A 26,183-nucleotide genomic window follows, 5' to 3' on the forward strand; every position below is an offset into this window, starting at 1 on the left:
ACCCCCCCCCCCCCCCCCCCGGCCCCCCCCCCCCCCCCCCGCCCCCCCCCCCCCGCCCGTCCGGCGCTTGAGGACAAGCAGGGGTCTGGGGGCGGCAGCCCCCAGGAAGGGATGGGACGGGTAGGGGCGGCGGGGGCGAAAAAACTCCACCCGAGCCGAAGCCGAGGTCCCCCCATGACCACCCCCCGCAGAATCGAGGGCCTACTCCTAGGCCTAGCCGCAGGCGACGCCGCCGGCTGGCCCGCCGCCCGCCACCGAGCCGCCCGCATGCCCGACTGGACCCGCCGCCTCACCCGCGAACTGGACACCTTCGCCGAACAGAACGCGACGACCACCCTCCCCGTCCCGATCGCCCTCAACCAACCCCCGGAACCCCTCCGCCTCGGCCCCTCAGACGACGCCGAGTGGGCGGCCTTCGCAGCCGAGGCCCTCCTCCGCGCCGGCGACGACACCGTCCTCGGCGACCTCAGCCGCGAACGCCGGGCCCGCGCCGCCATCGACCTCTCCTGGAACGCGGTCGCCAGCGAGGTCGCCGCCGCGGCGGACCGAGCCCCCGAGGTCGAGTCCGCGGTACTCCCCCTCCGCGCCCGCATCTCCGTACGCGCCGGCCTCGGCAACCTCGCCGCCGGCCTACGCCCACCCGCCACCGGCCACGACAACCCGCACTACTTCGACGACGCGGCCTGCGTACGGGCATGCGTACTGGCCGTAGCCCACCCCGGCGACCCCCGACTCGCCGCCGAACTCGCCGAGTTCGACGCCCGCTACACCCAGGACGGCGACGGCGTCCACGGCGCCAGGGCGATGGCGGCGGCCCTCGCACTCGCGCTGGCCGGCGAGGAGGTCGAGGCCTGCGTGCGGGCGGCCCTCGCCGAACTGCCCGAGTACACGGAGATCGGCCGCAACACCCGCCACGCGCTGAAGCTCGCCCAAGACGCAGACAGCGCAGACGGCGCGTTCGCCCTGGTCCCGCTCCTGGAGCACCAGATCGTGGACCACGTCTACAGCTACGGAATCGCCGCCGCCGAAACGGTCCCGGTAGCCCTCGCACTGGCGACCGCCGCGCACGGCAGGATCGCGGAAGCGGTCCCGGCCGCGGCCTGCCTCTCCCGGGTCGCGGACTCGGCCCCGGCCCTCGCGGGCGCCCTGACCGGCGCGTTGGGCGGCGGCGCCGCGATCCCGACGGCCTGGCGGGACGCCTGCCGCACCCTCTCCGGCTGCGCACTCCCCCGCCTGACGGGCACCGACCTGGTGGAACTCGCCGAACTCCTGGAAGCCACACAACGGACCACCCCAAGAGGATGATTCGCAACATGAACCCCAAAACACCAGAAAGCAAAACAGAAGCAGTGGGCCTGGACGACCGAATCACAACCGCCCTCGTCGGCGCCGCCGTAGGAGACGCACTCGGCGGCCCGGTGGAGGGCTACACCCCCGACCAGATCCTCGAACGCCACGCGGGCCGCGTCCACGGCATCGTCGGCCCCTGGAACGGCGACGCCTGGCGCACGGCCCGCCCGATCGCCCCGTACCACAAGGGCGACGGCCACGTCACCGACGACACCTTGATGACCCACGCGCTGATCCGCGTCTACGCCAAGGTCCGCGACCACCTGGACGCCTACGCCATCGCCGACCACCTCGTCCCCGACCTGATGACGAACCCGCGCTGGATCCCGGAGTTGGAGGCCGAGGCACTCCCCCTCCAGCGCGTCTTCCTCGCGGAGAAGTGGCTGGTGGCCAGGCTCCACTACGGCCACAACGACCCCCGCGAGGCAGGCGTCGGCAACATCGTCAACTGCGGTGCGGCGATGTACATGGCCCCGGTCGGCCTGGTCAACGCGGCCAACCCGGCGGGCGCCTACGCCGAGGCCCTCGACATCGCGGGCGCCCACCAGTCCTCGTACGGCAGGGAGGCGGCGGCGGTCTTCGCGGCGGGAGTGGCGGCGGCCTGCGCCCCGGACGCGACCCCCGACTCCGTGATCGGCACCTGCCTCTCCCTCGCGAAGGACGGCACCCGGGCGGCGATCGAGACGGTGTGTGAAGTGGCCTCCCGTTACTCGGACTTCGAGTCGGCGCTACGACCGCTGCGGGAGGCGGTGACGCCGTACGACACCGTGGGCCCGGACTACCGCAACCCGTCGCTGGGCGCCCGTCGCCCGTCCCGGCTGCACACGATCGAGGAACTCCCGGTGGCGCTGGGCATGTTGGCGGTGGCGGGCGGCGACTTCCGGCACGCGGTACTGGGTTCGGTGAACTACGGCCGGGACTGCGACTCGATCGCCACGATGGCGGGGGCCCTGGCCGGCGCCCTGGGCTCCGAGGTGCCGTCCGACTGGTCGAAGACGGTAGCGGAGGCGAGCCGCCTGGACCTGTGGGAACCGGCCCGGACGCTGACCGAGGTGACCCGGGAGGTCTTCGAACGGGACGTTCGCCAACGCCGTTCCCACGAAGGGGCGTTCGCCCGGCTCAGGAGCCCGGGATGCTCCGACTGACCTGGGTCCAGCCGGAGGACCTGCTCGGCCACGAACTCCACCAGGCGACCCAGGACGGCCGGGAACCCGCCAGAATCGCCGCCCGCTGGAGGGCGGCGGGCGGCCCGGAGGCCCCGCGACGGGCGGGCGCGTCACCGGACCGAGCGTCACGCTACCTGCGCCAACTGGCAGAGGACTTGCTGGACGAACTGGCGGACCTGCCAAGCAGGTTGGCGGACGACGAACCGACAGACCTCACGAAAATCAGGGCCGGCTGCCCAACATGGCCCACCCCCACCCCCACCCCGACACGGGTCCCCACGCCCCGCCGCCTGGAAGCCGCCTGGCTGGGCCGGGCCGCAGGCTGCCTCCTGGGCAAGCCAGTGGAAAAACTCCCCCTGCACGCCATCCGCGGCCTCGCCCAGGCAACCGGCAACTGGCCCCTGAACACCTGGTTCACGGCAAGGGGAGTCCCGGAAGAACTCACCACGGCCCACCCCTGGAACCGCCGTTCAGCCCCGACCTCCCTCGCCGAGAACATCAACGGCATGCCCGAGGACGACGACCTCAACTACCCCCTCCTCAACCTCCTACTGCTCCAACGTCACGGCCCGGACTTCACCACCACGGACGTGGCGAAACTCTGGCTGGACGAACTCCCGGCGGGCCGCACCTTCACGGCCGAACGCATCGCCTACCGCAACCTCCTCTCCGGCATCGAACCCCCGCTGACCGCCCGCCACCGCAACCCGTTCCGCGAATGGATCGGCGCCCTGATCCGCGCCGACGTCCACGGCTGGACCAACCCCGGCGCACCGGCCCGAGCCGCCGAACAGGCATACCGCGACGCGACCCTCACCCACACCGCCAACGGCGTCTACGCGGCGATGTTCACGGCGGCCACGATCGCCCAGGCAGCCACCGGCACCGGCACCGACGACATCCACACCTGCCTGCGCACAGGCCTGTCAGTCGTCCCCCCACGCTCCCGCCTGGCCGCAGCCGTCCACCAAGGCATCCAACTGGCCCGTACCCACCCCGACTTCACCACCGTCGTGGACGAACTCCACGCCACCCACGCGGCCACCTACCACTGGGTCCACGCCATCCCGAACACCGCCCTGATCGCCGCCGCCCTCACCCACGCCGACGGCGACTTCACGGGCTCCATCTGCCGTGCCGTGTCCGGCGGTTGGGACACAGACTCCAACGGCGCGACGGCAGGCAGCATCGCCGCCCTCCTCGCGGGCTCCCCCGAAGCGCTGCCCGACCGCTGGACAGACCCCCTGAAGAACCAACTCGCCACCTCAGTAGCCGACTTCAACGGGACCGGCTTCGACAGTCTCGCCCAACTGACGCACACCCTCACCCACTTGACGCCGCACAGCTCGGAAACCGAGGCCACGTACACAACATGAACGCACCCCACCCCCCCACAACCCCCCTCACAGGCCTACGAGTCCTGGACCTGGCCACCCTCTTCGCCGGTCCCCTGGCCGCCACGATGCTCGGCGACTTCGGCGCCGAGGTCATCAAGATCGAGCACCCGACGAAACCCGACCCCTCCCGGGGCCACGGCCCGTCCAAGGACGGCATCGGCCTCTGGTGGAAGCTCCTCGGCCGCAACAAACGCACGATGACCCTCGACCTGTCGAAGCCCGGAGGCCGCGCCACCCTCCTCCAACTCGCCACGACAGCCGACGTGATCATCGAGAACTTCCGCCCGGGCACCCTGGAGAAGTGGGACCTGGGCTGGCCGGAGCTGTCCGCCGCCAACCCGCGCCTGGTCCTCGCCCGGGTCACCGCCTTCGGCCAGTTCGGCCCGTACGCGCACCGCCCCGGCTTCGGCACCCTCGCCGAGGCGATGAGCGGCTTCGCCGCGATCACCGGCGAACCGGACGCGCCCCCGACGCTCCCGCCCTTCGGCCTCGCCGACTCGATCGCGGGCCTGGCGACCGCGTACGCCGTGATGACGGCCCTCGCCGCCCGCGACCGCACCGGCGAGGGCCAGGTCGTCGACATGGCGATCATCGAACCGATCCTCACGGTCCTGGGCCCGCAGCCCCTCTGGTACGACCAGTTGGGCCACGTCCAGCCACGCACGGGCAACCGTTCGCAGAACAACGCGCCCCGCAACACCTACCGCACGGCCGACGGCACCTGGGTCGCCGTGTCGACCTCGGCGCAGTCGATCGCCGAACGCGTGATGCGTCTGGTCGGCCGCCCCGAACTGATCGACGAGCCCTGGTTCGGCACGGGCGCCGACCGCGCCCGCCACTCGGACGTCCTCGACGAGGCGGTCGGCTCATGGATCGCCCGCCACTCCCACACCGAGGTCATGGCGGCCTTCGAGAAGGCGGAGGCGGCGGTCGCCCCGATCCAGGACGTACGCGACGTGATGACCGACCCCCAGTACCAGGCCCTCGACACCATCACCACCATCGACGACCCCGACCTCGGCCCGCTCCGCATGCAGAACGTCCTCTTCCGCCTCTCCGCGACCCCCGGCGGCATCCGCTGGGCAGGCCGCCCGCACGGCGCCGACACCAGAGCGGTGCTCACCGAACTGGGCCTGACCGACGCCGAGATCGACACCCTCCGGACCGAGGGCGCCCTATGACGACCAGCACCCCACTGACCTGGCTGTACGTCCCCGGCGACCGCCCCGAGGTGGTCACCAAGGCCCTTGCCTCCGGCGCCGACGTGGTGGTCGTCGACCTGGAGGACGCGGTCGCCCCCGACCGCAAGGAGTACGCCCGCGCGGCCACCGCCGAACGCCTCACCGACCCCCAGCCGGTCCCGGTCCACGTCCGCATCAACGCCCTGGACGGCCCCCTCGCCACCCCCGACCTCCACTCCCTCGAAGGCCTCCCGGGCCTCGCGGGCCTCCGCCTCCCGAAGGTGACGACACCACAGGACGTCGTACGAGTGGCCACGCGGCCCCCCGCCGAAGGGCTCCCGTTGTACGCCCTGCTCGAAACCGCCCTCGGCATCGAACAGGCCTTCGCCATCGCCACCGCCCACCCCGCCCTGCACGGCATCGCCCTCGGCGAGGCCGATCTACGGGCCGATCTGGGGGTACGGGGAGACGCGGGCCTCGACTGGAGCCGCAGCCGGGTCGTCGTGGCCGCACGGGCCGCCGGTCTCGCCCCGCCGCCCCAGTCGGTCCACCCGGACACCCGGGACCTCGACACCCTGGCCGCGTCCTGCGCCCACGGCCGCGCCCTGGGCTTCCTGGGCCGGGCGGCGATCCACCCCCGCCAGCTCCCGGTCATCGAACGCGCCTACCTGCCCACCCCGGAGGAGATCGAGGAGGCCGAACAGATCGTCAAGGCGGCGGCTACGGACGAGGGCGCCCAGGCCCTCCCGGACGGCCGCTTCATCGACGCGGCGGTGGTCGCGTCGGCCCGCAGAACCCTGTCCCTGGCCGACCGCACCCGCCCCTGAGCCGCGCAACAGGCGAGGGCGCCCCGGTCGACCCGGGGCGCCCTCGTCGTCGTAAGACCAATAATCAGCTCTTCTTGCTGGACTCCGCGGCGGCCTTGTCCGCGGACTCGGAGTCGGCGTCGGACTCGGAGTCAGAGCCGGACTCGGCCTTGCCCTCGCCCTCGTCACTACCGTCCGGATCCGCCTCGGCCTTCACCTCAGCCGATTCCGCATCGCCCGGTGCACTCTCGTCGCCCTCGTCACCCTTGACCGCGTCCCCCGCAGAACCGTCGGAGAGATCCGGCTCCACGACTTCCTCCCGACCCGGCCGCTTCTTCGCGGAGAGCACGAAGTAGACCACCGCGAGGATGAAGACGAAGATCGCGGTCCAGTTGTTGAGCCGCATGCCCAGGATGTGGTGGGCGTCGTCGACGCGCAGGTACTCGATCCAGAAGCGGCCTACGCAGTAGGACGCCACGTACAGCGCGAACGCCCGGCCGTGTCCGAGGGTGAAGCGGCGGTCGGCCCAGATGACCAGCAGCGCCACACCGACACACCACAGGGACTCGTACAGAAACGTCGGGTGGTAGTAGCCCGGGACCCGGCCGTCCGTGGAGGAGGTGATGTGCAGGGCCCAGGGGACGGTGGTCTCGCGGCCGTACAGCTCCTGGTTGAACCAGTTGCCCCAGCGCCCGATCGCCTGTGCGAGGGCGATACCGGGGGCGAGGGCGTCGGCCCACGCGGGCAGCGGGATTCCGCGCCGGCGGCAGCCGATCCACGCGCCCAGCGCGCCGAGGGCGATCGCGCCCCAGATGCCGAGGCCGCCCTCCCAGATCTTGAAGGCGTCCACCCAGTCGCGGCCCTCGCTGAAGTACAGCTCGTAGTCCGTGATCACGTGGTAGAGGCGGCCACCGACCAGGCCGAAGGGCACGGCCCAGACCGCGATGTCGGCCACCGTGCCGGGTCGGCCACCGCGGGCGAGCCAGCGCTTGTTGCCGAGCCAGACCGCGACGAAGACACCGATGATGATGCAGAACGCGTAGCCGCGCAGCGGAATGGGTCCGAGGTGATACACCCCGTGCGCCGGACTGGGAATGTAGGCGATATTCATAGCAGCCCCGACGCTACCTTGACCGACGCGGCGGATGTGAGCCGCCCCGGGCTACGGCTCCATAACGGGCGGTGCCTCCGGTTCCGCTCACGACGCCGAACCGGAGGCCCCCGGGGAACCCGAGAAGCGCCCGGTCCCTACGCCTTGTCGGCGGCCTCGACCATCTGCTTAAGCTTCGCCGGGGTCATCGTCTGGTCCTGGTAGATGTTCTTCCCGTCGAGCAGGACGGTCGGCGTGCCGCCGAAGCCGCCGCTCTGGAAGGCCTGGTTCGACTTCACGACCCAGCTGTTGTGCGTGCCGTCCTCGACACATGTCCGGAACGCGGGCGTGTCGAGTCCGTCGACCTTCCCCGCCAGCTCGATGAGTCTGCTGTCCTTCGAGAAGGCGTCGTCGGTTTCCTGCGGCTGGTTCTCGTACAACGTGTCGTGGTACGCGGTGAACTTGCCGGCGTCCTGGGCGCAGGCGGCGGCGTTCGCCGCGTGCCGGGAGCCGCTGCCGCCCATGTTGCCGTCGATGATCGTCGCCAGGTGGTAGTTCACCTTCAGCTTGCCAGCGGCCGTCAGCTCATGGATGGTCGCGCGGTAGTTGGTCTCGAAGGACTCGCAGGCCGGGCAGCGGAAGTCCTCCCACACCGTGAGCGTCGACTTGGCGCTCTCCTCGCCCACCGGGATCGCGAGGCTGTCCTTGCCCTCCGCCCCCGAGGGCGCCACCACCGGACCGGCGCTGTCGCTCTTGCTGTCCTTGCCGGAGTTCGCGGCGACCACGCCGATCACCGCCGCGAGGCCCAGCACGCAGACGACACTGGCGCCCACGATCAACGCCCGCCGCCGCTTCTCCGCGGACTTCTGCTTCTCACGCTCGACCGCCAGCCGCTCACGGGCGGTGCGCTTTCCGTCACGATTCTTCTCGCTCACACCCGCAGAACGAACCGGGGAGACGCATTGCGCCTCCCCGGCCCCAGGTCCACCCGTTCGAGCGACCTGTACGAAAATGTCCTACGCGTATGCCCTGCCGGTCTACGCCGTGCGGCGCACGCCCTTCGCGAGGTCGGCGGCGAGTTCGCGCACGGCCTGGACACCGGCCGCGTGGTCCGGCGCGTCGAGCATCCGCTTGACGAAGGCCGAGCCGACGATCACACCGTCGGCGAATCCGGCCACCTCGGCGGCCTGGACCGCGTTGGAGACCCCGAGCCCGACACAGACCGGCAGGCCGGTGCCGGTGGCCCGGGTGCGCTCGACCAGCTTCTCGGCCTGGGCGCCGACCGACGCCCGGGTGCCCGTGACGCCCATCAGGGAGGCGGCGTACACGAATCCGCTGCCCGCCGCCGTGATCTCGGCGAGCCGCCCGTCCAGGCTGCTGGGCGCGACGACGAACACGGTCGCGAGGCCGTGCTTCTCCGCGTGCTCCCTCCACAGCGCCGACTCCTGCACGGGCAGGTCGGGCAGGATGCACCCGGCGCCGCCCGCCTCGGCCAGCTCGGCGGTGAACCGCTCGACGCCGTAGCGGTCGATCGGGTTCCAGTACGTCATGACCAGCACCGGCTTCCCGCTGGCCTCGTAGGCCTCGCGGACCGTGCGGATGACGTCCGCGATCTTGACGCCGCCGCGCAGGGCGATGTCGTCGGCGGTCTGGATGACGGGACCGTCGAGCACCGGGTCGCTGTGCGGCAGCCCGACCTCGACGATGTCGGCACCGCCCTCGAACACGGCCTTGACGGCGTCGATCCCGCCGTCGACCGTCGGGAACCCGGCGGGCAGGTACGCGATGAGCGCGGAGCGCCCCTCGGCCTTGGCACCGGCGAGGGTGTCGCTCAACAGCTGGATGTTGCCGCTCACTTGGCGTCCCCCTCGATCTCGGCGGTGTCGGCCGCGTTGGCGGCGACCTCGGCGTCGGTGTCGTACAGGCCGAAGTACCGGGCGGCGGTGTCCATGTCCTTGTCGCCGCGCCCGGAGAGGTTGACGACGATCAGGCCGTCCTTGCCCAGCTCCTTGCCGACCTCCAGCGCACCGGCCAGCGCGTGCGCGCTCTCGATGGCCGGAATGATGCCCTCGGTACGCGACAGCAGGCGCAGGGCCTGCATGGCGGCGTCGTCGGTGACCGCGCGGTACTCGGCGCGGCCGGTGTCCTTGAGGTAGGAGTGCTCGGGCCCGATGCCCGGGTAGTCGAGGCCCGCGGAGATCGAGTAGGGCTCGGTGATCTGCCCTTCCTCGTCCTGGAGGACGTACGACCGCGACCCGTGCAGGATGCCGGGCTCACCGGCGGTGAGGGTCGCGGCGTGCTCGCCGGTCTCCACGCCGTGGCCGCCGGGCTCGCAGCCGATGAGGCGAACGTCGCTGTCGGGGATGAAGGCGTGGAAGAGCCCGATGGCGTTCGAACCGCCGCCGACGCAGGCCACTGCCGCGTCGGGCAGGCGGCCGGCCTGCTCCAGGAGCTGCCTGCGGGCCTCGACGCCGATCACGCGGTGGAAGTCGCGCACCATGGCCGGGAAGGGGTGGGGTCCGGCGACGGTCCCGAACAGGTAGTGCGTGTGGTCGACGTTGGCGACCCAGTCACGGAACGCCTCGTTGATGGCGTCCTTGAGGGTGCGGCTGCCGGACTTCACGGCGATGACCTCGGCGCCGAGCATGCGCATGCGGGCGACGTTGAGGGCCTGGCGCTGGGTGTCGATCTCGCCCATGTAGATGGTGCATTCGAGCCCGAACAGCGCACAGGCGGTCGCGGTGGCGACGCCGTGCTGACCGGCGCCGGTCTCGGCGATGACGCGGGTCTTGCCCATCCTCTTGGTGAGGAGGGCCTGCCCGAGCACGTTGTTGATCTTGTGGGACCCGGTGTGGTTCAGGTCCTCGCGCTTGAGGAAGATCCGGGCGCCACCGGCGTGTTCGGCGAACCGGGGCACCTCGGTGAGGGAGCTGGGGCGGCCGGTGTAGTGGACGAGCAGGTCGTCCAGCTCACGGGCGAACTCCGGATCGGACTTCGCCTTGTCGTACTCGACGGCGACCTCGTCGACGGCGGCGACGAGGGCCTCCGGGATGAACTTGCCGCCGAAGGCGCCGAAGTAGCCTTCGGGGCTTGGGGTTTGACCCTGGGGGTCGGGGATGAAGAACTCGCTGGGCATGGCTGAACCTCACGGTGAGTTTGTGTTGGGCACTAGTCGCCGTGGGGCGGGAGGTTGTCAGTTGGCTGCGGGCCCGCTGGGGCTTGTCGCGCAGTTCCTCGCGCCCCTATAGGGCGCGCTGCCATCGACGGCCGTTTACCTGTCCAGGCTCGTCCCCGATGACGTAACGCACCCTGCGCCCGTGCACCCTGCGTGCCGGCGCGCGGCAGCCACGGGGGCGGCAGCCGCGCGCGAGGCGGGCGTACCTGTCCGGGGGTGTCAGGGTGAGAGTCATCGGGGGAAACTCTAGCCGGTGATCAGCCGCGGCCGTGCCGCAATGCGGGGTGTTCGCCCGCCGCCACCAGGTCGGAGACCGCCGTCTTCGGGTCCTTGCCCGTGACCAGGGACTCGCCGACCAGGACCGCGTCGGCGCCGGCGTTGGCGTACGCGATGAGGTCGTGCGGGCCGCGGACGCCCGACTCGGCGATCTTGACGATGCTGTCGGGGATCTCGGGGGCGACGCGCTCGAAGGTGGAGCGGTCGACCTCAAGGGTCTTCAGGTTGCGCGCGTTGACCCCGATGACCCGGGCCCCGGCGTCCACCGCGCGCTCGACCTCGTCCTCGTCGTGGACCTCGACGAGCGGGGTGAGTCCGATGGACTCGGCGCGCTCGATGAGGGACTCCAGGGCGGGCTGGTCGAGGGCGGCGACGATCAGGAGGGCCAGATCGGCGCCGTACGCGCGGGCCTCCCACAGCTGGTACGACGTGACGATGAAGTCCTTGCGCAGGACGGGGATGTCCACCCGCGCGCGGACGGCCTCCAGGTCGGCCAGCGAGCCGCCGAAGCGGCGCTGTTCGGTGAGGACGGAGATGACGGCCGCGCCGCCCGCCTCGTAGTCCGCGGCGAGTCCCGCCGGGTCGGCGATGGCCGCGAGCGCGCCCTTGGAGGGGCTGGACCGCTTGACCTCGCAGATGACCTTGACGCCGTCACCGCGCAGTGCGGCGACCCCGTCCTTGGCCGCGGGAGCCTTCGCCGCGCGCTCCTTGAGCTCGTCGAGGCTGACGCGCGCCTGCCGCTCCGCGAGGTCGGCACGGACTCCGTCGATGATCTCGTCGAGCACACTCACGCGAGCGGCCCCCTTCCAGACGGTGGGCGATTGACTGTTCCAGCCATTCACAGCATTGAAGCTGCACAAACTGTCAAAGCTGGTCACTCCGATGGTATCCGCAGGAGGGCATGCCCCTCACATCCGGTTGACTCCGGTCCCATTACCTGGACATTCATCATTTGATCAAGGATGAAGCCAGCCACCGAACGGCAGGTTCCGGACAACCGTGAAGACCAGCAACAATGTCCCCAGGCTCCACAGCTGCACCGGCCCGAGCGTGATCCGCATGGGCCGTCCGCGCACCGCACGGACCACCCAAACGGTCCACAGGGCGGCGAAGGCGAGATATCCGGCCACGGCGAGCGCGTTGGCCCCGAGGGCCGTCACCCAGTCCCCGTGCGCGAAGGCGTAGGCGCTGCGCAGTCCGCCGCAGCCGGGGCAGTACACGCCGGTCAGCCGCAGGAGCGGGCAGACGGGGTAGTGCCCGGGTTCGTTCGGGTCGACCGTCCCGACGTACGCGAAGGCCCCGACGACGGCCGCGAGGACCCCGGCGGGCACGGCCAGCCGCCCCACGACGGCACCGGCGCCCGAGGGCACGCCTTGCTGAGCCCGCTCGGTGTTCACCCCACGCATTCTGCCCCCTGCGGTGCGTACACGCGCGAGAGGCGGCCCCGGCGCTTTCGCCGTGCCGCCCCTGTCGGTGGTCGGAACCGGTCCCGTACGGGAATCAGCTCTCGGCGCCCGCCGGTTCGCGCGTCGACGCGGTCTGTCGGGCCGGCTTCTGCTTGCCGAGGCCCATCGCGGCCATGATCCAGCCGACGACACCGCCGAGGACCACGATCACCATGCCGCCCCAGAAGCCCAGCGGCTCGGCCATCACCATGAAGGCGCCCGCCACGCAGAAACCGATGATGATGATGGTGGTGCCGGTCCAGGCGGCCAGAGTGTGACCGTGGCTGTTGCCCGCCATGACTTGCTCCTCGTTGCTGAGTTGCCGGGTTGTTCGTTGCTGTCTTGTTGCTGCTTGTCGAACGTGCCCGCCGGGTGAGCCGGACGTTCGCCGTCCATTCTTCCGCACGCGCACGCGTGCGGAGGACCGGGGGTCGGCCCAGCGAGTCGCCCGGCGGGGCTATGCCCCTGTGGGGTCCTCGCCCCGGTCCAGCGCCTTCCAGATCTCCTCGGGCCGCTCGGGGTCGGCGGGCGCCCGGCGGCGCGGGCGCGGGGCGCCGCCGCGCTCGTACCGGCCGGACATGGCCGGCCACAGGCGGCCGTACCGCAGGGCGAGCAGGCCCGCGAGCAGGATCAGGGCGCCGCCGACGGCAGCCGCGTACGGCCAGGCCGTGTGGCTGAGGGTGTTCACGGTGGCCGCCGTGTCACCGCTGGCCTGCGCGGCCTTCTCGTCGAGCGCGGAGCTGTCGGAGGCGCCGAGGACGGCCGCGGCGATCGTGCCGGCGCCGGACAGCGCGAGCAGCGCGGCGACCAGGAGGCGGCCGGAGCGGCGGACGGCGAAGACGGCGACGAGCGCGGCGAGGCCCACTATGGCGAGGGCCGCGGGCACGCCCGTGACGTCGCTGCCGCTGGCGGTCAGCGGGAAGGCGCCGCCGGCGACCGTCGCGGTCCCCTCCGACCAGCGCTGGCGGGTGGCGAGCAGCGCGACGGCCGCGCCGAGCGCACCGGCCAGCAGGGCGACCGCGAGGCTGAGGCGGCCGGCCCGGCCGGGAAGGGGGGCTTCGGAACGTGGGGAGGGTACTGGTACGGCTGTCACGCACCCCACTATCGCCTGAACCCCGGGCGAACCGGCACCCGGGGTTCACGTGAGAAGCGCCCCATTCGGACACCCGTCGGGCACCTATGGCCGAAAACAGCCGGGAAGGCGCCTATTGTCCGAGCCGGTTCGCCGTGTGGACGGCGCGCAGGACCGCCGCCGCCTTGTTGCGGCACTCGTTGTCCTCGGCGACCGGGTCGGAGTCGGCGACGACGCCGGCGCCCGCCTGGACGTACGCCGTGCCGTCGCGCAGGAGGGCCGTGCGGATGGCGATGGCGGTGTCGGAGTCGCCCGCGAAGTCGAGGTAGCCGACGGCGCCGCCGTACAACCCCCGCCTGGACGGCTCCAGTTCGTCGATGATCTGCATCGCGCGCGGCTTGGGCGCCCCGGAGAGGGTGCCGGCCGGGAAGCAGGCCGTCAGGACGTCGAAGGCGGTACGGCCCGCCGCCACCCGGCCGGTGACGGTCGAGACGATGTGCATGACGTGCGAGTACCGCTCGACGGACATGAAGTCCACCACCTCCACCGAACCCGGCTCGCACACACGCCCGAGGTCGTTGCGCCCGAGGTCGACGAGCATCAGGTGCTCGGCGCGCTCCTTGGGGTCGGCGAGCAGCTCCTCGGCGAGGGCCTGGTCCTCCTGCGGGGTGGCCCCCCGGTGCCGGGTACCGGCGATGGGGTGGACCATCGCGCGCCCGTCCTCGACCTTGACGAGGGCCTCGGGGGACGAGCCGACGACGTCGAACCCGTCGAAGCGGAACAGGTACATGTACGGGGACGGGTTGGTGGCGCGCAGTACGCGGTAGACGTCCAGCGCGCTCGCCGTGCACGGCGTCTCGAAGCGCTGGGAGGGGACGACCTGGAAGGCCTCCCCCGCGCGGATGCGCTCCTTGATGTCCTCGACGGCGACCTGGTAGTCGGGGCCGCCCCACAGGGCCGTGTACTCGGGGAGTTCGGAGGGCGGGAGCGCGGCGGGCGGCTGGGACACGGCGCGCGAGAGGTCGGCCTGCATGGCGTCGAGGCGGGAAACGGCGTCCGCGTAGGCCTCGTCGACACCGGTGTCGAGGTCGTTGTGGTTGATCGCGTTGGCGATCAGCAGGACCGAGCCCTCCCAGTGGTCCATGACGGCCAGATCGCTGGTGAGCAGCATCGTCAGCTCGGGCAGTTGGAGGTCGTCGCGCTCGCCGGGGCCGATCTTCTCCAGGCGGCGCACGATGTCGTACCCCAGGTAGCCGACCATGCCGCCGGTGAAGGGCGGCAGGCCCTCCTGGTGGGGCGTGTGGAGGGCCTCGATGGTGGCGCGCAGGGCGACCAGCGGGTCGCCGTCCACGGGCACGCCCACGGGCGGGGCGCCGAGCCAGTGGGCCTCGCCGTCGCGCGCGGTGAGGGTGGCGCTGGCGCGGACGCCGACGAAGGAGTAGCGGGACCAGGAGAGACCGTTCTCGGCGGACTCCAGCAGGAAGGTGCCGGGGCGTTCGGCGGCGAGCTTGCGGTAGAGCGCGACCGGGGTGTCGCCGTCGGCGAGGAGCTTGCGGGTGACGGGGATGACGCGCCGGTCGGTGGCCAGCTTGCGGAAGGTCTCGAGGTCCATGGCGGCTGACCTTACTGACCCTGCGGGAGTACGCCGGAATCGGCGTCCTCGAACGACACGTCGAGCAGGACGTCGGCGTCGAAGCAGGTCCGCGCGCCGGTGTGGCAGGCGGCGCCCACCTGGTCGACCTTGACGAGCACGGTGTCGGCGTCGCAGTCGAGGGCGACGGACTTGACGTGCTGGAAGTGGCCCGAGGTGTCGCCCTTGACCCAGTACTCCTGGCGGCTGCGCGACCAGTAGGTGCAGCGGCCGGTGGTCAGGGTGCGGTGCAGCGCCTCGTCGTCCATCCAGCCGAGCATGAGCACCTCACCGGTGTCGTACTGCTGGGCGATCGCGGGAACGAGCCCGTCGGCGCTGCGCTTGAGGCGCGCGGCGATCTCCGGGGCCAGGGGGCTGGGCGGGGGCGTGCTGCTGGTCATGGGCCCATTGTGCCGCGCCCCACTGACAGCCCCGGAGGAGTGTCCACTGGGCGGACCTTGTGGACGGTCGTACGCTTGCCGGTATGTCGACCCATGCGAAGCGTGAACGACTTCTTCTCGCCGACCTGTTGGAAACCACGGGCCCGGACGCCCCCACCCTGTGCGAGGGCTGGAACACCCGGGATCTCGCCGCGCACGTGGTGGTGCGCGAGCGCCGCGCGGACGCCGCCGGAGGGGCCTGGATCAAACAGCTCGCGCCCCGCCTGGAGCGGGTGATGACGGAGTTCGCCGAGAAGCCCTACGAAGAGCTGATCCAGCTCATCCGTACAGGCCCGCCACGCTTCTCGCCGTTCTCCCTGAAGCAGATCGACGAGGCGGCGAACACGATCGAGTTCTACGTCCACACGGAGGACGTACGCCGTGCCCAGCCCGACTGGGCGCCCCGCGAGCTGGACCCGGTCTTCCAGGACGCCCTCTGGTCCCGCCTGGAACGCACCGCCCGCCTGACGGGCCGCAGCGCCCCCACGGGCCTGGTCCTGCGCCGCCCGGACGGCCGCACGGCGGTGGCCCACCGAGGCGTCCCGGTGGTCACCGTGACAGGCGAACCATCGGAGCTGCTCCTGTTCGCGTACGGCCGCCAGAACGCGGCGGACGTGGAGCTGGAGGGCGACAAGGACGCGATCACCAAGCTGCACGAGTCGAAGCAGCTCGGTATCTGAGCCGCGTCCCCAGGGGGCGCGGGGAGCCTGTCAGCGAACGGGGTGTCCCGCTCCCCGCAGCGCGTCCTTCACCTGCCCGATCCGCAGATCCCCGAAGTGGAAGACCGAGGCGGCCAGGACGGCGTCCGCCCCCGCCGCGACGGCGGGCGGGAAGTCGGCGAGCCGCCCCGCTCCCCCGCTGGCGATCAGCGGCACGCGCACGTGCTTGCGAACCGCCTCGATCATCTCGATGTCGTAGCCGTCCTTCGTGCCGTCCGCGTCCATCGAGTTGAGCAGGATCTCCCCGGCGCCCAGCTCGGCGGCCTGGTGCGCCCACTCGACGGCGTCGATGCCGGTACCGCGCCGCCCGCCGTGGGTGGTGACCTCGAAGGACCCCGCCTCGGTGCGGCGCGCGTCCACGGACAGCACCAGCACCTGCCGTCCGAACCGCTCCGCGATCTCCCGGATCAGCTCCGGACGCGCGATCGCGGCCGTGTTGACGCCCACCTTGTCGGCGCCGGCGCGCAGCAGCTTGTCGACGTCCTCGGCCGCCCGCACTCCCCCGCCCACAGTGAGCGGGATGAACACCTGCTCGGCGGTGCGGCGGACCACGTCGTACGTCGTCTCGCGGTTGCCTGACGACGCGGTGATGTCCAGGAACGTCAGCTCGTCGGCGCCCTCGGCGTCGTACACCTTGGCCATCTCGACGGGGTCGCCCGCGTCGCGGAGGTTCTGGAAGTTGACGCCCTTGACGACCCGGCCGTTGTCCACGTCCAGGCAGGGGATGACTCGTACGGCAAGGGTCATGCCGGTTCTTCTCCTCGGAACGCCTCCACCTCGACCTCGACGACCAGGCTGGGGTCCACGAGGCCGGAGACGATGATCATGGATGCGGCGGGCCGGACGGCGTCGAACAGCTCCTTGTGGGCGCGTCCGACGTCGTCCACGTCCCGCGCGTGGGTGATGTACATGCGCGTCCGTACGACGTGCTGCCGACCGAGCCCGAGCTGCTCCAGCGCCGCGAACGCGACGTTGAAGGCGTTGACCGTCTGCTCGTACGGGCCGCCCCCGGCGATCTGGCCGTCCACGATGGACGTGCAGCCGGAGACCAGCACCAGGCCGTTGGGCAGCTCCACCGCACGGGAGTAGCCGAAGGCATCCTCCCAGGGAGCACCGGTCGTGACACGCCGTACGTCGCTCACTTGGCCACCGCCTCCAGGGCCTCTTCCAGGGTGAACGCCTTCGCGTAGAGGGCCTTCCCGACGATGGAGCCCTCGACACCGAGCGGCACCAGTTCGGCGATGGCGCGGAGGTCGTCCAGGGAGGACACGCCGCCGGAGGCCACGACCGGGCGGTCGGTCGCCGCGCAGACGTTCTTCAGCAGCTCCAGGTTGGGGCCCTGGAGGGTGCCGTCCTTGGCGATGTCGGTCACGACGTACCGCGCGCAGCCCTCGCCGTTGAGCCGCTCCAGCGTCTCGTAGAGGTCGCCGCCGTCGCGGGTCCAGCCGCGTCCGCGGAGGGTCGTTCCGCGTACGTCCAGGCCGACCGCGATCTTGTCGCCGTGCTCGGCGATGACCTTGGCGACCCACTCGGGGGTCTCCAGGGCGGCCGTACCGAGGTTCACGCGCGTGCAGCCCGTCGCCAGGGCGGCGGCCAGCGTGTCGTCGTCGCGGATGCCGCCGGACAGCTCGACCTTGATGTCCATCGCGCCGGCGACCTCGGCGATCAGCTGCCGGTTGTCACCGGTGCCGAAGGCGGCGTCCAGGTCGACCAGGTGCAGCCACTCGGCGCCCGAGCGCTGCCAGGCGAGAGCGGCCTCCAGGGGGGAGCCGTACGAGGTCTCCGAGCCGGACTCGCCGTGCACGAGGCGGACGGCCTGGCCGTCGCGGACGTCGACGGCGGGGAGGAGTTCGAGCTTGGCCATGGTCTACAGGGTTCCGATCCAGTTGGTGAGCAGCTGCGCTCCGGCGTCGCCGGACTTCTCGGGGTGGAACTGGGTGGCCCACAGGGCGCCGTTCTCCACGGCGGCCACGAAGGGCTTGCCGTGGGTCGACCAGGTGACCCTGGGGGCGCGCATCAGGGGGTTCGTGATCTCCAGGGACCAGTCGTGGACGGCGTAGGAGTGGACGAAGTAGAAGCGCGCGTCGGCGTCGAGGCCCGCGAAGAGCTGGGAGTCCGCCGGGGCCTCGACGGTGTTCCAGCCCATGTGGGGCACGATGTCGGCCTGGAGCGGCTCGACGGAGCCGGGCCACTCGTCGAGGCCCTCGGTCTCGACGCCGTGCTCGATCCCGCGCGCGAAGAGGATCTGCATGCCCACGCAGATGCCCATCACGGGACGCCCGCCGGCCAGCCTGCGCCCGACGATCCAGTCGCCGCGCGCCTCCTTGAGTCCCTGAATACAGGCGGCGAAGGCGCCGACGCCGGGCACCAGCAGCCCGTCCGCGTTCATGGCCGTGTCGAAGTCACGCGTTATCTCGACCTCGGCTCCCGCGCGCGCGAGAGCGCGTTCGGCGGACCGGACGTTGCCGAAGCCGTAGTCGAAGACGACCACTCGTTTAGAAGGGGTGCTCAATTCCAGACCTCCAGCCTCAGCACGCCGGCGACGAGACACATCCCGGCGCCTATCGACAGCAACACGATGAGGCTCGTCGGCATCTTCTGCTTGGCGAAGGAGTACACGCCACCGGCCAGGAAGAGCCCGACGACGATCAGTACGGTGGAGAGGCCGCTCATGGCTTAGAGGGCGCCCTTCGTGGAGGGGAGGATGCCCACCGCGCGCGGGTCGCGTTCGGAGGCGTAGCGCAGGGCCCGCGCGAGGGCCTTGAACTGGCACTCGACGATGTGGTGGGCGTTGCGCCCGTAGGGGACGTGCACGTGCAGCGCGATCTGGGCCTGGGCGACGAAGGACTCCAGGATGTGCCGGGTCATCGTGGTGTCGTACTCGCCGATCATCGGCGCCATCTTCTCGGGCTCGGTGTGCACGAGGTAGGGGCGGCCGGACAGGTCGACGGTGACCTGGGCGAGGGACTCGTCCAGGGGGACCGTGCAGTTGCCGAAGCGGTAGATGCCGACCTTGTCGCCGAGGGCCTGCTTGAAGGCGGCGCCGAGGGCGAGGGCGGTGTCCTCGATGGTGTGGTGCGAGTCGATGTGCAGGTCGCCCTCGGTCTTCACGGTGAGGTCGAACAGACCGTGCCGGCCGAGCTGGTCGAGCATGTGGTCGTAGAAGCCGACGCCCGTCGACACCTCGACCTTGCCGGTGCCGTCGAGGTCGATCTCGACGAGGACCGACGTCTCCTTGGTGGTGCGCTCCACGCGTCCGACGCGGCTCATGACTTGTCCTGCTCCTTCTTCAGTTCACGGACCGCGTCGAGGAACGCGTCGTTTTCGGCGGGGGTTCCGGCGGTCACCCGCAGCCAGCCCGGTACGCCGTTGTCCCGGACCAGGACACCCCGGTCGAGGATGTACCGCCAGGCGGTGTGCGAGTCCGCGAAGGTACCGAACTGCACGAAGTTGGCGTCGGAGTCGGTGACGTCGAAGCCGATCGCGCGCAGCTCGGTGACCAGCCGGTCCCGCTCGGACTTCAGCTGCTCGACGTACTTCAGCAGCGTGTCGGTGTGCTCCAGGGCGGCCAGGGCGGTCGCCTGGGCCACGGCCGACAGGTGGTAGGGCAGCCGTACGAGCTGCACGGCGTCCACGACGGCCGGGTGCGCGGCGAGATAGCCGAGGCGCAGGCCCGCCGCGCCGAACGCCTTGGACATCGTCCGGGAGACGACGAGATTCGGCCGTCCTTCGAGCAGCGGCAGCAGCGAGTCGCCGTGGCTGAACTCGATGTACGCCTCGTCGACCACGACCATGGACGGCTTGGCGGCCTGCGCGGCCTCGTACAGCGAAAGGACCGTCCCGCGCGGGACCGCGTTCCCGGTGGGGTTGTTCGGCGTGGTGATGAAGACGACGTCCGGGCGGTGCTCGGCGATGGCCTGCTCGGCCGCCGCGAGATCGATCGTGAAGTCGTCGTTGCGCGGACCGGAGATCCAGCCGGTGCCCGTCCCGCGCGCGATGAGGCCGTGCATCGAGTACGAGGGCTCGAAGCCGATCGCGGTGCGGCCGGGCCCGCCGAAGGTCTGGAGCAGCTGCTGGATGACCTCGTTGGAGCCGTTGGCGGCCCACACGTTGGCGAGACCGACCTCGTGGCCCGAGGTGTCCGTCAGGTACTCGGCGAGCCGCGTACGCAGCTCCACGGCGTCCCGGTCGGGGTAGCGGTTGAGGTTCCGGGCCGCCTCGCGGACCCGCTCGGCGATCCGCTCGACGAGCGGTTCGGGCAGCGGGTAGGGGTTCTCGTTGGTGTTCAGCCGTACGGGGACGTCGAGCTGGGGAGCGCCGTAGGGGGACTTGCCGCGCAGCTCGTCGCGTACGGGGAGGTCGTCGATTCCGAAGTTCACTTGCTCTCAGGCACCTTCCACCCGAACCTTGCCTTGATCGCCGCGCCGTGGGCCGGCAGATCCTCCGCCTCCGCCAGCGTCACCACGTGATGCGCGACGTCGGCCAGTGCGTCCCGCGTGTAGTCGACGATGTGGATGCCGCGCAGGAAGGACTGCACGGACAGACCGGAGGAGTGGCAGGCGCAGCCGCCGGTCGGCAGGACGTGGTTGGACCCGGCCGCGTAGTCGCCCAGCGAGACCGGCGCCCAGGGGCCGACGAAGATCGCACCGGCGTTGCGCACCCGGTCGGCCACGGCCGCCGCGTCCGCGGTCTGGATCTCCAGGTGCTCGGCGCCGTAGGCGTTGACGACCCGCAGCCCCTCCTCGACTCCGTCGACGAGGACGATCGCGGACTGCCTGCCGTTCAGGGCCGGGACGATCCGGTCCTCGGTGTGCTTGCTGGCCGCGACCTGCGGCTCCAGCTCCTTCTCGACCGCGTCCGCGAGCGCCACGGAGTCGGTGACGAGGACTGCGGCGGCCAGCGGGTCGTGCTCGGCCTGGCTGATCAGGTCGGCGGCGATGTGCACCGGGTCGGCGGTGTCGTCGGCGAGGATCGCGATCTCGGTCGGCCCTGCCTCGGTGTCGATGCCGATCTTCCCGGCGAAGTACCGCTTGGCGGCGGCGACCCAGATGTTGCCGGGGCCCACGACCATGTTCGTGGGGGCGCAGGACTCGGTGCCGTACGCGAACATCGCGACGGCGGTCGCGCCACCGGCGGCGTACACCTCGTCGACGCCGAGCAGCGCGCAGGCGGCGAGGATCGTCGGGTGCGGCAGACCGCCGAACTCCGATTGCGCCGGGGACGCGAGGGCGATCGACTCGACGCCCGCCTCCTGCGCCGGGACCACGTTCATGACCACGGTCGACGGATACACGGACCGCCCACCGGGCGCGTACAGCCCGACGCGGTCCACGGGGACCCACTTCTCGGTGACCGAGCCGCCGGGTGCCACCTGGGTCGTGTGGGTCGTACGGCGCTGCTCGCGGTGGACGAGACGGGCGCGGCGGATGGACTCCTCCAGGGCCGCGCGGACGGCCGGGTCGAGCGTCTCCAGCGCGTCGGCGAGGGCCTTCGCGGGCACCCGTACGGACTCCAGCCGCACCCCGTCGAACTTCTCGGCGAAGTCGATCAGCGCCGCGTCGCCCCGATGATGCACGGCCTCGCAGATCGGACGCACCTTCTCCAGGGCGGCCGAGACGTCGAATTCGGCTCGGGGCAGCAGGTCGCGCAGGGCGGGTCCCTCGGGGAGGGCGTCGCCGCGCAGATCGATTCGGGCCATCGAGAAATGTTGCAGCACGGGGTCAATTCTCTCAGACGGGGATCGGGCGTCGTCCGCGCGTATCAGTGGCTGATACAGAGCGTTGCGGTTCGCCCCACCGCAACCCGGCGCGAGATCCTCGGGAACTCGGAAGATCACCTTCACGTTTTGAGTTCAGAGAGTTACTGAGCGGGCAGAACGGCTGTACGAAACTCGCAGGTAACACTTGAGTGCACGGGGAGGAGTGGGAAAACGTCGTGACCGAGGGTGACGGCACCCGCGTAGGGGACGCGGGGAGCACGGGGGAGCCGCCGGACGGTCTGAGCGCCGCCGAGATGGGCATGTGGCAGTCCTTCCGCAACGGCAGTGTGTACGACCTGAGCAGCGGCGACACCGTCGTCGACGATCCGCACGGCGGCCACCCCTGGGGCGCGGAGCGGACGGTGCGGGCCCGCATCGTCTGCTGGCTGCTCCTGGACGGCCCGCCCGCGCTCGCCGGGCGCGTCGCGTCCCTCAAGCTCACCGGCGTGCAGATCAACGGCACGCTGGACCTGGCGGGCGGCACCGTCGTGCCGTACGTCGAGCTGAAGGGCTGCCGGTTCGAGAAGGAGATCCTGCTCCCGGAGGCCCGCTTCACGACGGTACGGATGGTGAACTGCTCGATCCCCCGCCTGGAGGCGGCCCGGGTGCACACCGAGGGCGATCTGCACCTCCCCCGCTGCCGCTTCCACAACGGCGTCCGGCTCACCGACGCCCACATCGGTACGGACCTGCTGCTCAACCAGGCCGTCGTCTACCGCGACCGGCGCGGGCGCTCGCTGGTCGGGGACGGCATGGGCGTCGGCCAGGACCTCCAGGCCGAGATGCTGGAGTCGCACGGCGAGCTGAGCCTGCGCGGTGCCACGATCGGCGTGTCGCTGAGCCTGCGCGGCAGCCGCCTCACCAACCCGTACGGCCGGCTCGCGCTCAACGCGCCCCAGCTGACCGTCGGCCGCACCCTCTACCTCACCCCCGCGGGCGTCTGGAACCCGATCCTGACCAGCGGCACGACCCCCGCGCGCGGGACCCGCATCCAGCGCTTCGAGTGCCAGGGCGGGATCCGCCTGGACGACGGCCGGTTCGGCGACGCGGTGGACCTGGAGCGCGCCCGGCTGAACTTCACGGACGACCAGGAGCTGTCGCTGCGCCGGGTGCAGACGCCCGAGCTGCGCTTCCTCGGGGAGCGGCCGGAGCGCGGCAAGGTGGTGCTGTCGGGCGCCAAGGTCGTCAACCTCGTGGACCGGGCGAGCAGCTGGCCGGGCCCGGGCAACCTCCACATGGGCGGCTTCGGGTACGAGAACCTCGTACCGCAGGGGCCCTTCCCGCCGGCGGAGCGGCTGGCGTGGGTGGCGGCGGCGACCGCCGAGTACAGCCCGGAGCCGTACGAGCGGCTGGCCACCGTGCTGCGCAACGGCGGTGAGGACGAGGACGCGCGCGAGGTGCTGCTCGCCAAGCAGCGCCGGCGCCGCGAGACCCTGCCCCCGGCGGCGAAGTTATGGGGGTACGTGCAGGACTGGACGGTGGCCTACGGCTACCGGCCCGGCCGGGCCGCCGTATGGATGGCGGTGCTGTGGGCGGCGAGTTCGGTGGCGTTCGCGCACGCGAGCCATCCGCCGCTGAACAGCGGGCAGCACCCGCCGTGGAACCCCTCCCTCTTCGCCCTCGATCTGCTGCTCCCGGTGATCGATCTGGGCCAGGTCGGCTTCTGGCAGCTGCGCGGCGGCTGGCAGTGGCTGGCGGCGGTGATCATCATGCTCGGCTGGGTGCTGGCGACGACGGTGGCGGCGGGGGCTACCCGGCTGCTGCGCAGGAACTGAGGGGGAAACGGGTGGGTCCTGGGTGGGAATCGGGCGGGAACGGAAAATGAGCCCCGTTCATCTTTTACCATCCTTTGACCTTTTGTCGCACAACCAAAAACAGTTGCGCGTAAGGGCTGGCGCGGCCCCGACCTGCGCCTTTCAATGGGCGACACCATGGCTTCGCTGCGTGCGTTCCTCCGTGCCTCCCGGGCGGAACGGAACACTCCGCCGTCTCCGCTCCTCGCCCTCGCCGGACTGCCCGCCGACGACGAGGTACTGCTCGACGCGCCCGACGCGCGGCTCGGCCCCGTACTCGTGGCGGCGGGCCGCGGCGAGTACGGACCCGCGGCCGAGCTGCTGGCCGCCACCCGCGCGACGGCCGACTGGGAGAACCGCGACCGGTACGTGGTCCGGCTGGCCGCGTTCGCGCACTCCCGCGCCGAGTGGTTCACGGACTGGCGCGCAGCCGCCCCGGACGACCCTGACGTCCTGCTGATCGCGGCCGAACTGGCGGTGGCGCACGCCTGGGAGTCCCCCGCGCGGGCCGAACTCCTCCACCAGACCGGCCCGTTGGTCGAGGCGGCCGTCGCGGGCGACCCGCGCGACCCGGTGCCCTGGCGCATCGCGCTGGACCGGGCCCGGGGCAGCAACGCCGGCCACGACGAGTTCGAGCGGCTGTGGGGCGAGGCCGTACGCCGCTCCCCGCACCACTACGGCTGCCATGTGGCGGCGCTCCAGTACCTGTCCACGGCCCCCTTCCGGTCCCCCGGCGGGCGCGGCTCGCACCGCGAGTGCCTCGACTTCGCCGAGTGGGCCGCGCAGGACGCCCCGCCCGGCTCGCTCGTCCAGGCGCTGCCGCTGCACGCGGCCTTCGCCTATCTGACCGAGGGCGACGGCAGGACGGTGGTGGACCGGGCGCGGCTCGACGCGGCGGCGGACACGGCGACGGCCCTCTCCGCGAGGCTCCCGGCGGCCGACCCCCGCCCGGCCGAGCTGCGCAACCTGCTCACGTACGTCCTGATCCGCCTGGACCGCTGGGAGGACGCGCTGCTGCAATCGCGCCTCACGGGCCGGTACGCCACGTCCTTCCCCTGGGACCGCTTCTCGGACGACCCCCTCGGCAGGTTCCTCGAAGCACGCGAGGAGATCCGCAGGAACGCGCCCACCACGCGCTGCGCGGCCTGCGCCGCCCAGCCACGGAGTGGGCACGGCGGACGCGCACACTCCGGCGACCATTAGGCTTTCCCGTCGTGACCACCGTCCGGCTGCCACTCTTCCCGCTCAACTCGGTGCTGTTCCCGGGACTCGTTCTCCCGCTGAACATCTTCGAGGAGCGCTATCGCGCCATGATGCGCGATCTCCTCAAGACTCCCGAGGACGAACCGCGCCGGTTCGCCGTCGTGACGATCCGCGACGGCCACGAGGTGGCCCCGAGCGCGCAGGGGCTGCCCGACCAGACGGCGGTGCCCGAGCGCGGGCCCACGGCCGGTTTCGGCGACGACCCGCTCAAGGCGTTCCACTCCGTGGGGTGCGTCGCGGACGCGGCGACGATCAGGGAACGCCCGGACGGCACCTTCGAGGTCCTGGCCACCGGTACGACCCGGGTGCGCCTGGTGTCGGTGGACGCCTCGGGCGCCTTCCTGACGGCGGAACTGGAGGAGCTGGAGGAATCCCCCGGCGACGAGGCGGGCGCGCTCGCAGAGGGCGTCCTGAGGGCCTTCCGTCAGTACCAGAAGCGCCTGGCGGGCGCCCGCGAACGCTCTCTGTCGACGGGCGCGGAACTCCCCGACGAGCCCTCGGTGGTGTCGTACCTGGTGGCGGCGGCGATGATGCTGGACACCCCGTCCAAGCAGCGCCTGCTCCAGGCCCCGGACACGGCGTCGCGCCTGCGCGAGGAGCTGACGCTCCTGCGCTCGGAGACGGCGATCATCCGCAACCTCCCGTCGCTGCCGGCCTCGGAACTGACCCGGGGCCCGACGAGCCTCAACTGACGGGAAACAGGACACAGGCATGGCGAAGAAGAAGCAGCAGCAGGGCGGCACACCGGCGACGGTCGCCCTCACGGCGGCGGGCGTCCCGTACAAGGTGCACGCGTACGAGCACGACCCCGCGCATCCCTCGTACGGCGAGGAGGCGGCCGAGGCGATGGGGGTGTCGCCGGAGCGCGTGTTCAAGACGCTGGTGGCGGACGTGGACGGGGTACTGACGGTCGCGGTGGTCCCGGTGGCCGGGCAACTGGACCTGAAGGCGCTGGCCACGGCGGTGTCGGGCAAGCGGGCGTCGATGGCGGACCCGACGCTGGCGGAACGCACGACGGGCTACGTGCGCGGCGGTATCTCCCCGCTGGGCCAGCGCAAGAAGCTCCGCACGGTCCTGGACACGTCGGCGGACGCCCACGAAACGATCTGCGTCTCGGCGGGCCGCCGCGGCCTGGAGGTGGAACTCTCCCCCGAGGCCCTGACGACCCTCACTGCGGCGGTACGAGCACCGATCGCCCGCGCGTGACCTCTCGACGGGGTCCTCTTGCTGGACTAAGCAGGATGGACATGTCGAAGAAAACACGAAAGCGCAAGTGGCGAACAAAAAAGGGCCGCTCAAACCACGGCCACCGCCCGGCATAGGACACGGCCCGACCTTTTCCTCGCCCCCGCCGCCCCTACCCGTCCCATCCCTGGGGGCTGCCGCCCCCGGACCCCCGCTTGTCCTCAAACGCCGGACGGGCTAGGGGTGCCTGGGGTGGGTGGGTAAGCAGGGGTGGGTGGGCGGGGAAAATCGGCCTGGACGGCCTCGTCCTCAAACGCCGGACGGGCTGAGGGTGCCGGCCGGCGCTTGGCATTTCAGCCCGTCCGGCGGTTGAGGACGAGCGCGTTCAGCGCGACTAGCGGGGTTCTGGGGGCGCAGCCCCCAGAAGGATGGGAACG

The 26,183-nt window shown here is 71.5% G+C and carries 29 protein-coding genes; 10 read left to right on the forward strand and 19 right to left on the reverse strand.

The window, feature by feature from the left end; translation table 11 throughout:
• Nucleotides 1-111 precede the first annotated feature (111 nt).
• Genes CW359_RS43065 through CW359_RS43085 form a run of 5 tightly spaced genes read left to right on the forward strand, consistent with a single transcriptional unit; the run spans nt 112 to nt 5,921 of the window.
• Nucleotides 112-1,305: an ADP-ribosylglycohydrolase family protein gene (locus CW359_RS43065; protein WP_408647591.1), complete on the forward strand. Its 1,194-nt coding sequence runs from the start codon at nt 112-114 to the stop codon at nt 1,303-1,305.
• Between the two features lie 8 nt (nt 1,306-1,313).
• On the forward strand, nt 1,314-2,495 hold the full coding sequence (locus CW359_RS43070) for an ADP-ribosylglycohydrolase family protein (RefSeq protein ID WP_105975718.1): 1,182 nt from the start codon (nt 1,314-1,316) through the stop codon (nt 2,493-2,495).
• Nucleotides 2,483-3,892, forward strand: coding sequence for an ADP-ribosylglycohydrolase family protein (locus tag CW359_RS43075; protein WP_105975719.1), 1,410 nt, complete (start codon nt 2,483-2,485; stop codon nt 3,890-3,892). Before CW359_RS43070 ends, CW359_RS43075 begins: the two co-directional genes overlap by 13 nt.
• A complete protein-coding gene (locus tag CW359_RS43080) occupies nt 3,889-5,094 on the forward strand; it encodes a CaiB/BaiF CoA transferase family protein (protein WP_105975720.1) in 1,206 nt (401 codons plus the stop codon). The genes CW359_RS43075 and CW359_RS43080 overlap by 4 nt, the downstream gene beginning before the upstream one ends.
• Nucleotides 5,091-5,921: an HpcH/HpaI aldolase/citrate lyase family protein gene (locus CW359_RS43085; protein WP_105975721.1), complete on the forward strand. Its 831-nt coding sequence runs from the start codon at nt 5,091-5,093 to the stop codon at nt 5,919-5,921. Before CW359_RS43080 ends, CW359_RS43085 begins: the two co-directional genes overlap by 4 nt.
• Nucleotides 5,922-5,985: 64 nt before the next feature.
• Here the strand turns inward: CW359_RS43085 and lgt are convergent, their stop codons facing one another.
• The 11 genes from lgt to hisI all read right to left on the reverse strand — a co-directional run bounded on the left by lgt (nt 5,986) and on the right by hisI (nt 14,989).
• On the reverse strand, nt 5,986-7,011 hold the full coding sequence (gene lgt / locus CW359_RS43090; RefSeq protein WP_105975722.1) for a prolipoprotein diacylglyceryl transferase: 1,026 nt from the start codon (nt 7,009-7,011) through the stop codon (nt 5,986-5,988).
• 137 nt (nt 7,012-7,148) lie between these two features.
• The gene (locus CW359_RS43095) at nt 7,149-7,925 is read right to left on the reverse strand and encodes a DsbA family protein (RefSeq protein ID WP_105975723.1); all 777 of its coding nucleotides are present in this window, start codon (nt 7,923-7,925) and stop codon (nt 7,149-7,151) included.
• Between the two features lie 102 nt (nt 7,926-8,027).
• Nucleotides 8,028-8,846, reverse strand: a complete 819-nt coding sequence (trpA, locus tag CW359_RS43100) for a tryptophan synthase subunit alpha (protein ID WP_105975724.1) — start codon at nt 8,844-8,846, stop codon at nt 8,028-8,030.
• The gene (gene trpB / locus CW359_RS43105; protein WP_105975725.1) at nt 8,843-10,126 is read right to left on the reverse strand and encodes a tryptophan synthase subunit beta; all 1,284 of its coding nucleotides are present in this window, start codon (nt 10,124-10,126) and stop codon (nt 8,843-8,845) included. Before trpB ends, trpA begins: the two co-directional genes overlap by 4 nt.
• 106 nt (nt 10,127-10,232) lie before the next feature.
• Nucleotides 10,233-10,400 carry a tryptophan biosynthesis modulator TrpM gene (gene trpM / locus CW359_RS47770; protein ID WP_105975726.1) on the reverse strand — a complete coding sequence of 56 codons (168 nt, stop codon included), beginning with the start codon at nt 10,398-10,400 and terminating at the stop codon, nt 10,233-10,235.
• A gap of 22 nt (nt 10,401-10,422) precedes the next feature.
• Nucleotides 10,423-11,232, reverse strand: coding sequence for an indole-3-glycerol phosphate synthase TrpC (trpC, locus tag CW359_RS43115; RefSeq protein WP_105975727.1), 810 nt, complete (start codon nt 11,230-11,232; stop codon nt 10,423-10,425).
• Between the two features lie 165 nt (nt 11,233-11,397).
• On the reverse strand, nt 11,398-11,847 hold the full coding sequence (locus tag CW359_RS43120; protein ID WP_105975728.1) for a DUF2752 domain-containing protein: 450 nt from the start codon (nt 11,845-11,847) through the stop codon (nt 11,398-11,400).
• 94 nt (nt 11,848-11,941) lie between these two features.
• Complete coding sequence (locus CW359_RS43125; protein WP_105975729.1) at nt 11,942-12,184, reverse strand: HGxxPAAW family protein; 243 nt, start codon at nt 12,182-12,184, stop codon at nt 11,942-11,944.
• 159 nt (nt 12,185-12,343) lie between these two features.
• Entirely contained in the window at nt 12,344-12,988 is a 645-nt protein-coding gene (locus CW359_RS43130) for a TIGR02234 family membrane protein (RefSeq protein ID WP_105975730.1), read from the reverse strand.
• Nucleotides 12,989-13,091: 103 nt separating this feature from the next.
• Nucleotides 13,092-14,570 carry an anthranilate synthase component I gene (locus CW359_RS43135; protein WP_105975731.1) on the reverse strand — a complete coding sequence of 493 codons (1,479 nt, stop codon included), beginning with the start codon at nt 14,568-14,570 and terminating at the stop codon, nt 13,092-13,094.
• Between the two features lie 11 nt (nt 14,571-14,581).
• Entirely contained in the window at nt 14,582-14,989 is a 408-nt protein-coding gene (gene hisI, locus CW359_RS43140; protein WP_105975732.1) for a phosphoribosyl-AMP cyclohydrolase, read from the reverse strand.
• 83 nt (nt 14,990-15,072) lie between these two features.
• Here hisI and CW359_RS43145 point away from each other — a divergent pair, with 83 nt between their 5' ends.
• Nucleotides 15,073-15,708: a TIGR03085 family metal-binding protein gene (locus CW359_RS43145; protein WP_105975733.1), complete on the forward strand. Its 636-nt coding sequence runs from the start codon at nt 15,073-15,075 to the stop codon at nt 15,706-15,708.
• A 30-nt stretch (nt 15,709-15,738) separates the two neighbouring features.
• On the opposite strand, the gene hisF is transcribed toward CW359_RS43145, so the two are convergent.
• Genes hisF through hisD form a run of 8 tightly spaced genes read right to left on the reverse strand, consistent with a single transcriptional unit; the run spans nt 15,739 to nt 21,445 of the window.
• A complete protein-coding gene (gene hisF, locus CW359_RS43150) occupies nt 15,739-16,494 on the reverse strand; it encodes an imidazole glycerol phosphate synthase subunit HisF (protein WP_105975734.1) in 756 nt (251 codons plus the stop codon).
• The gene (locus tag CW359_RS43155; RefSeq protein ID WP_105975735.1) at nt 16,491-16,889 is read right to left on the reverse strand and encodes a RidA family protein; all 399 of its coding nucleotides are present in this window, start codon (nt 16,887-16,889) and stop codon (nt 16,491-16,493) included. Before CW359_RS43155 ends, hisF begins: the two co-directional genes overlap by 4 nt.
• Nucleotides 16,886-17,611 (reverse strand): bifunctional 1-(5-phosphoribosyl)-5-((5-phosphoribosylamino)methylideneamino)imidazole-4-carboxamide isomerase/phosphoribosylanthranilate isomerase PriA, encoded by a 726-nt coding sequence (gene priA, locus CW359_RS43160; RefSeq protein ID WP_105975736.1) that lies wholly within the window; start codon nt 17,609-17,611, stop codon nt 16,886-16,888. Before priA ends, CW359_RS43155 begins: the two co-directional genes overlap by 4 nt.
• 3 nt (nt 17,612-17,614) lie before the next feature.
• Complete coding sequence (gene hisH / locus CW359_RS43165) at nt 17,615-18,265, reverse strand: imidazole glycerol phosphate synthase subunit HisH (protein WP_198655593.1); 651 nt, start codon at nt 18,263-18,265, stop codon at nt 17,615-17,617.
• A complete protein-coding gene (locus CW359_RS46120) occupies nt 18,256-18,420 on the reverse strand; it encodes a hypothetical protein (RefSeq protein WP_198655592.1) in 165 nt (54 codons plus the stop codon). Before CW359_RS46120 ends, hisH begins: the two co-directional genes overlap by 10 nt.
• A 3-nt stretch (nt 18,421-18,423) precedes the next feature.
• Entirely contained in the window at nt 18,424-19,017 is a 594-nt protein-coding gene (gene hisB, locus CW359_RS43170) for an imidazoleglycerol-phosphate dehydratase HisB (RefSeq protein WP_105975738.1), read from the reverse strand.
• Nucleotides 19,014-20,126 carry a histidinol-phosphate transaminase gene (locus tag CW359_RS43175; RefSeq protein ID WP_105975739.1) on the reverse strand — a complete coding sequence of 371 codons (1,113 nt, stop codon included), beginning with the start codon at nt 20,124-20,126 and terminating at the stop codon, nt 19,014-19,016. The genes hisB and CW359_RS43175 overlap by 4 nt, the downstream gene beginning before the upstream one ends.
• Nucleotides 20,123-21,445, reverse strand: a complete 1,323-nt coding sequence (gene hisD, locus CW359_RS43180; protein WP_105975740.1) for a histidinol dehydrogenase — start codon at nt 21,443-21,445, stop codon at nt 20,123-20,125. The genes CW359_RS43175 and hisD overlap by 4 nt, the downstream gene beginning before the upstream one ends.
• A 236-nt stretch (nt 21,446-21,681) precedes the next feature.
• Here hisD and CW359_RS43185 point away from each other — a divergent pair, with 236 nt between their 5' ends.
• The 4 genes from CW359_RS43185 (at nt 21,682) to ybaK (ending at nt 25,767) form a co-directional block, all read left to right on the forward strand.
• The gene (locus tag CW359_RS43185; RefSeq protein WP_408647592.1) at nt 21,682-23,280 is read left to right on the forward strand and encodes an oxidoreductase; all 1,599 of its coding nucleotides are present in this window, start codon (nt 21,682-21,684) and stop codon (nt 23,278-23,280) included.
• 144 nt (nt 23,281-23,424) lie between these two features.
• Complete coding sequence (locus CW359_RS43190) at nt 23,425-24,501, forward strand: hypothetical protein (RefSeq protein ID WP_105975741.1); 1,077 nt, start codon at nt 23,425-23,427, stop codon at nt 24,499-24,501.
• Nucleotides 24,502-24,512: 11 nt separating this feature from the next.
• The gene (locus CW359_RS43195) at nt 24,513-25,253 is read left to right on the forward strand and encodes an LON peptidase substrate-binding domain-containing protein (RefSeq protein ID WP_105975742.1); all 741 of its coding nucleotides are present in this window, start codon (nt 24,513-24,515) and stop codon (nt 25,251-25,253) included.
• 19 nt (nt 25,254-25,272) lie between these two features.
• Entirely contained in the window at nt 25,273-25,767 is a 495-nt protein-coding gene (gene ybaK / locus CW359_RS43200; RefSeq protein ID WP_105975743.1) for a Cys-tRNA(Pro) deacylase, read from the forward strand.
• Nucleotides 25,768-26,183: the final 416 nt, after the last annotated feature.

It is taken from the genome of Streptomyces geranii, assembly GCF_002954775.1.
GTDB lineage: Bacteria > Actinomycetota > Actinomycetes > Streptomycetales > Streptomycetaceae > Streptomyces > Streptomyces geranii.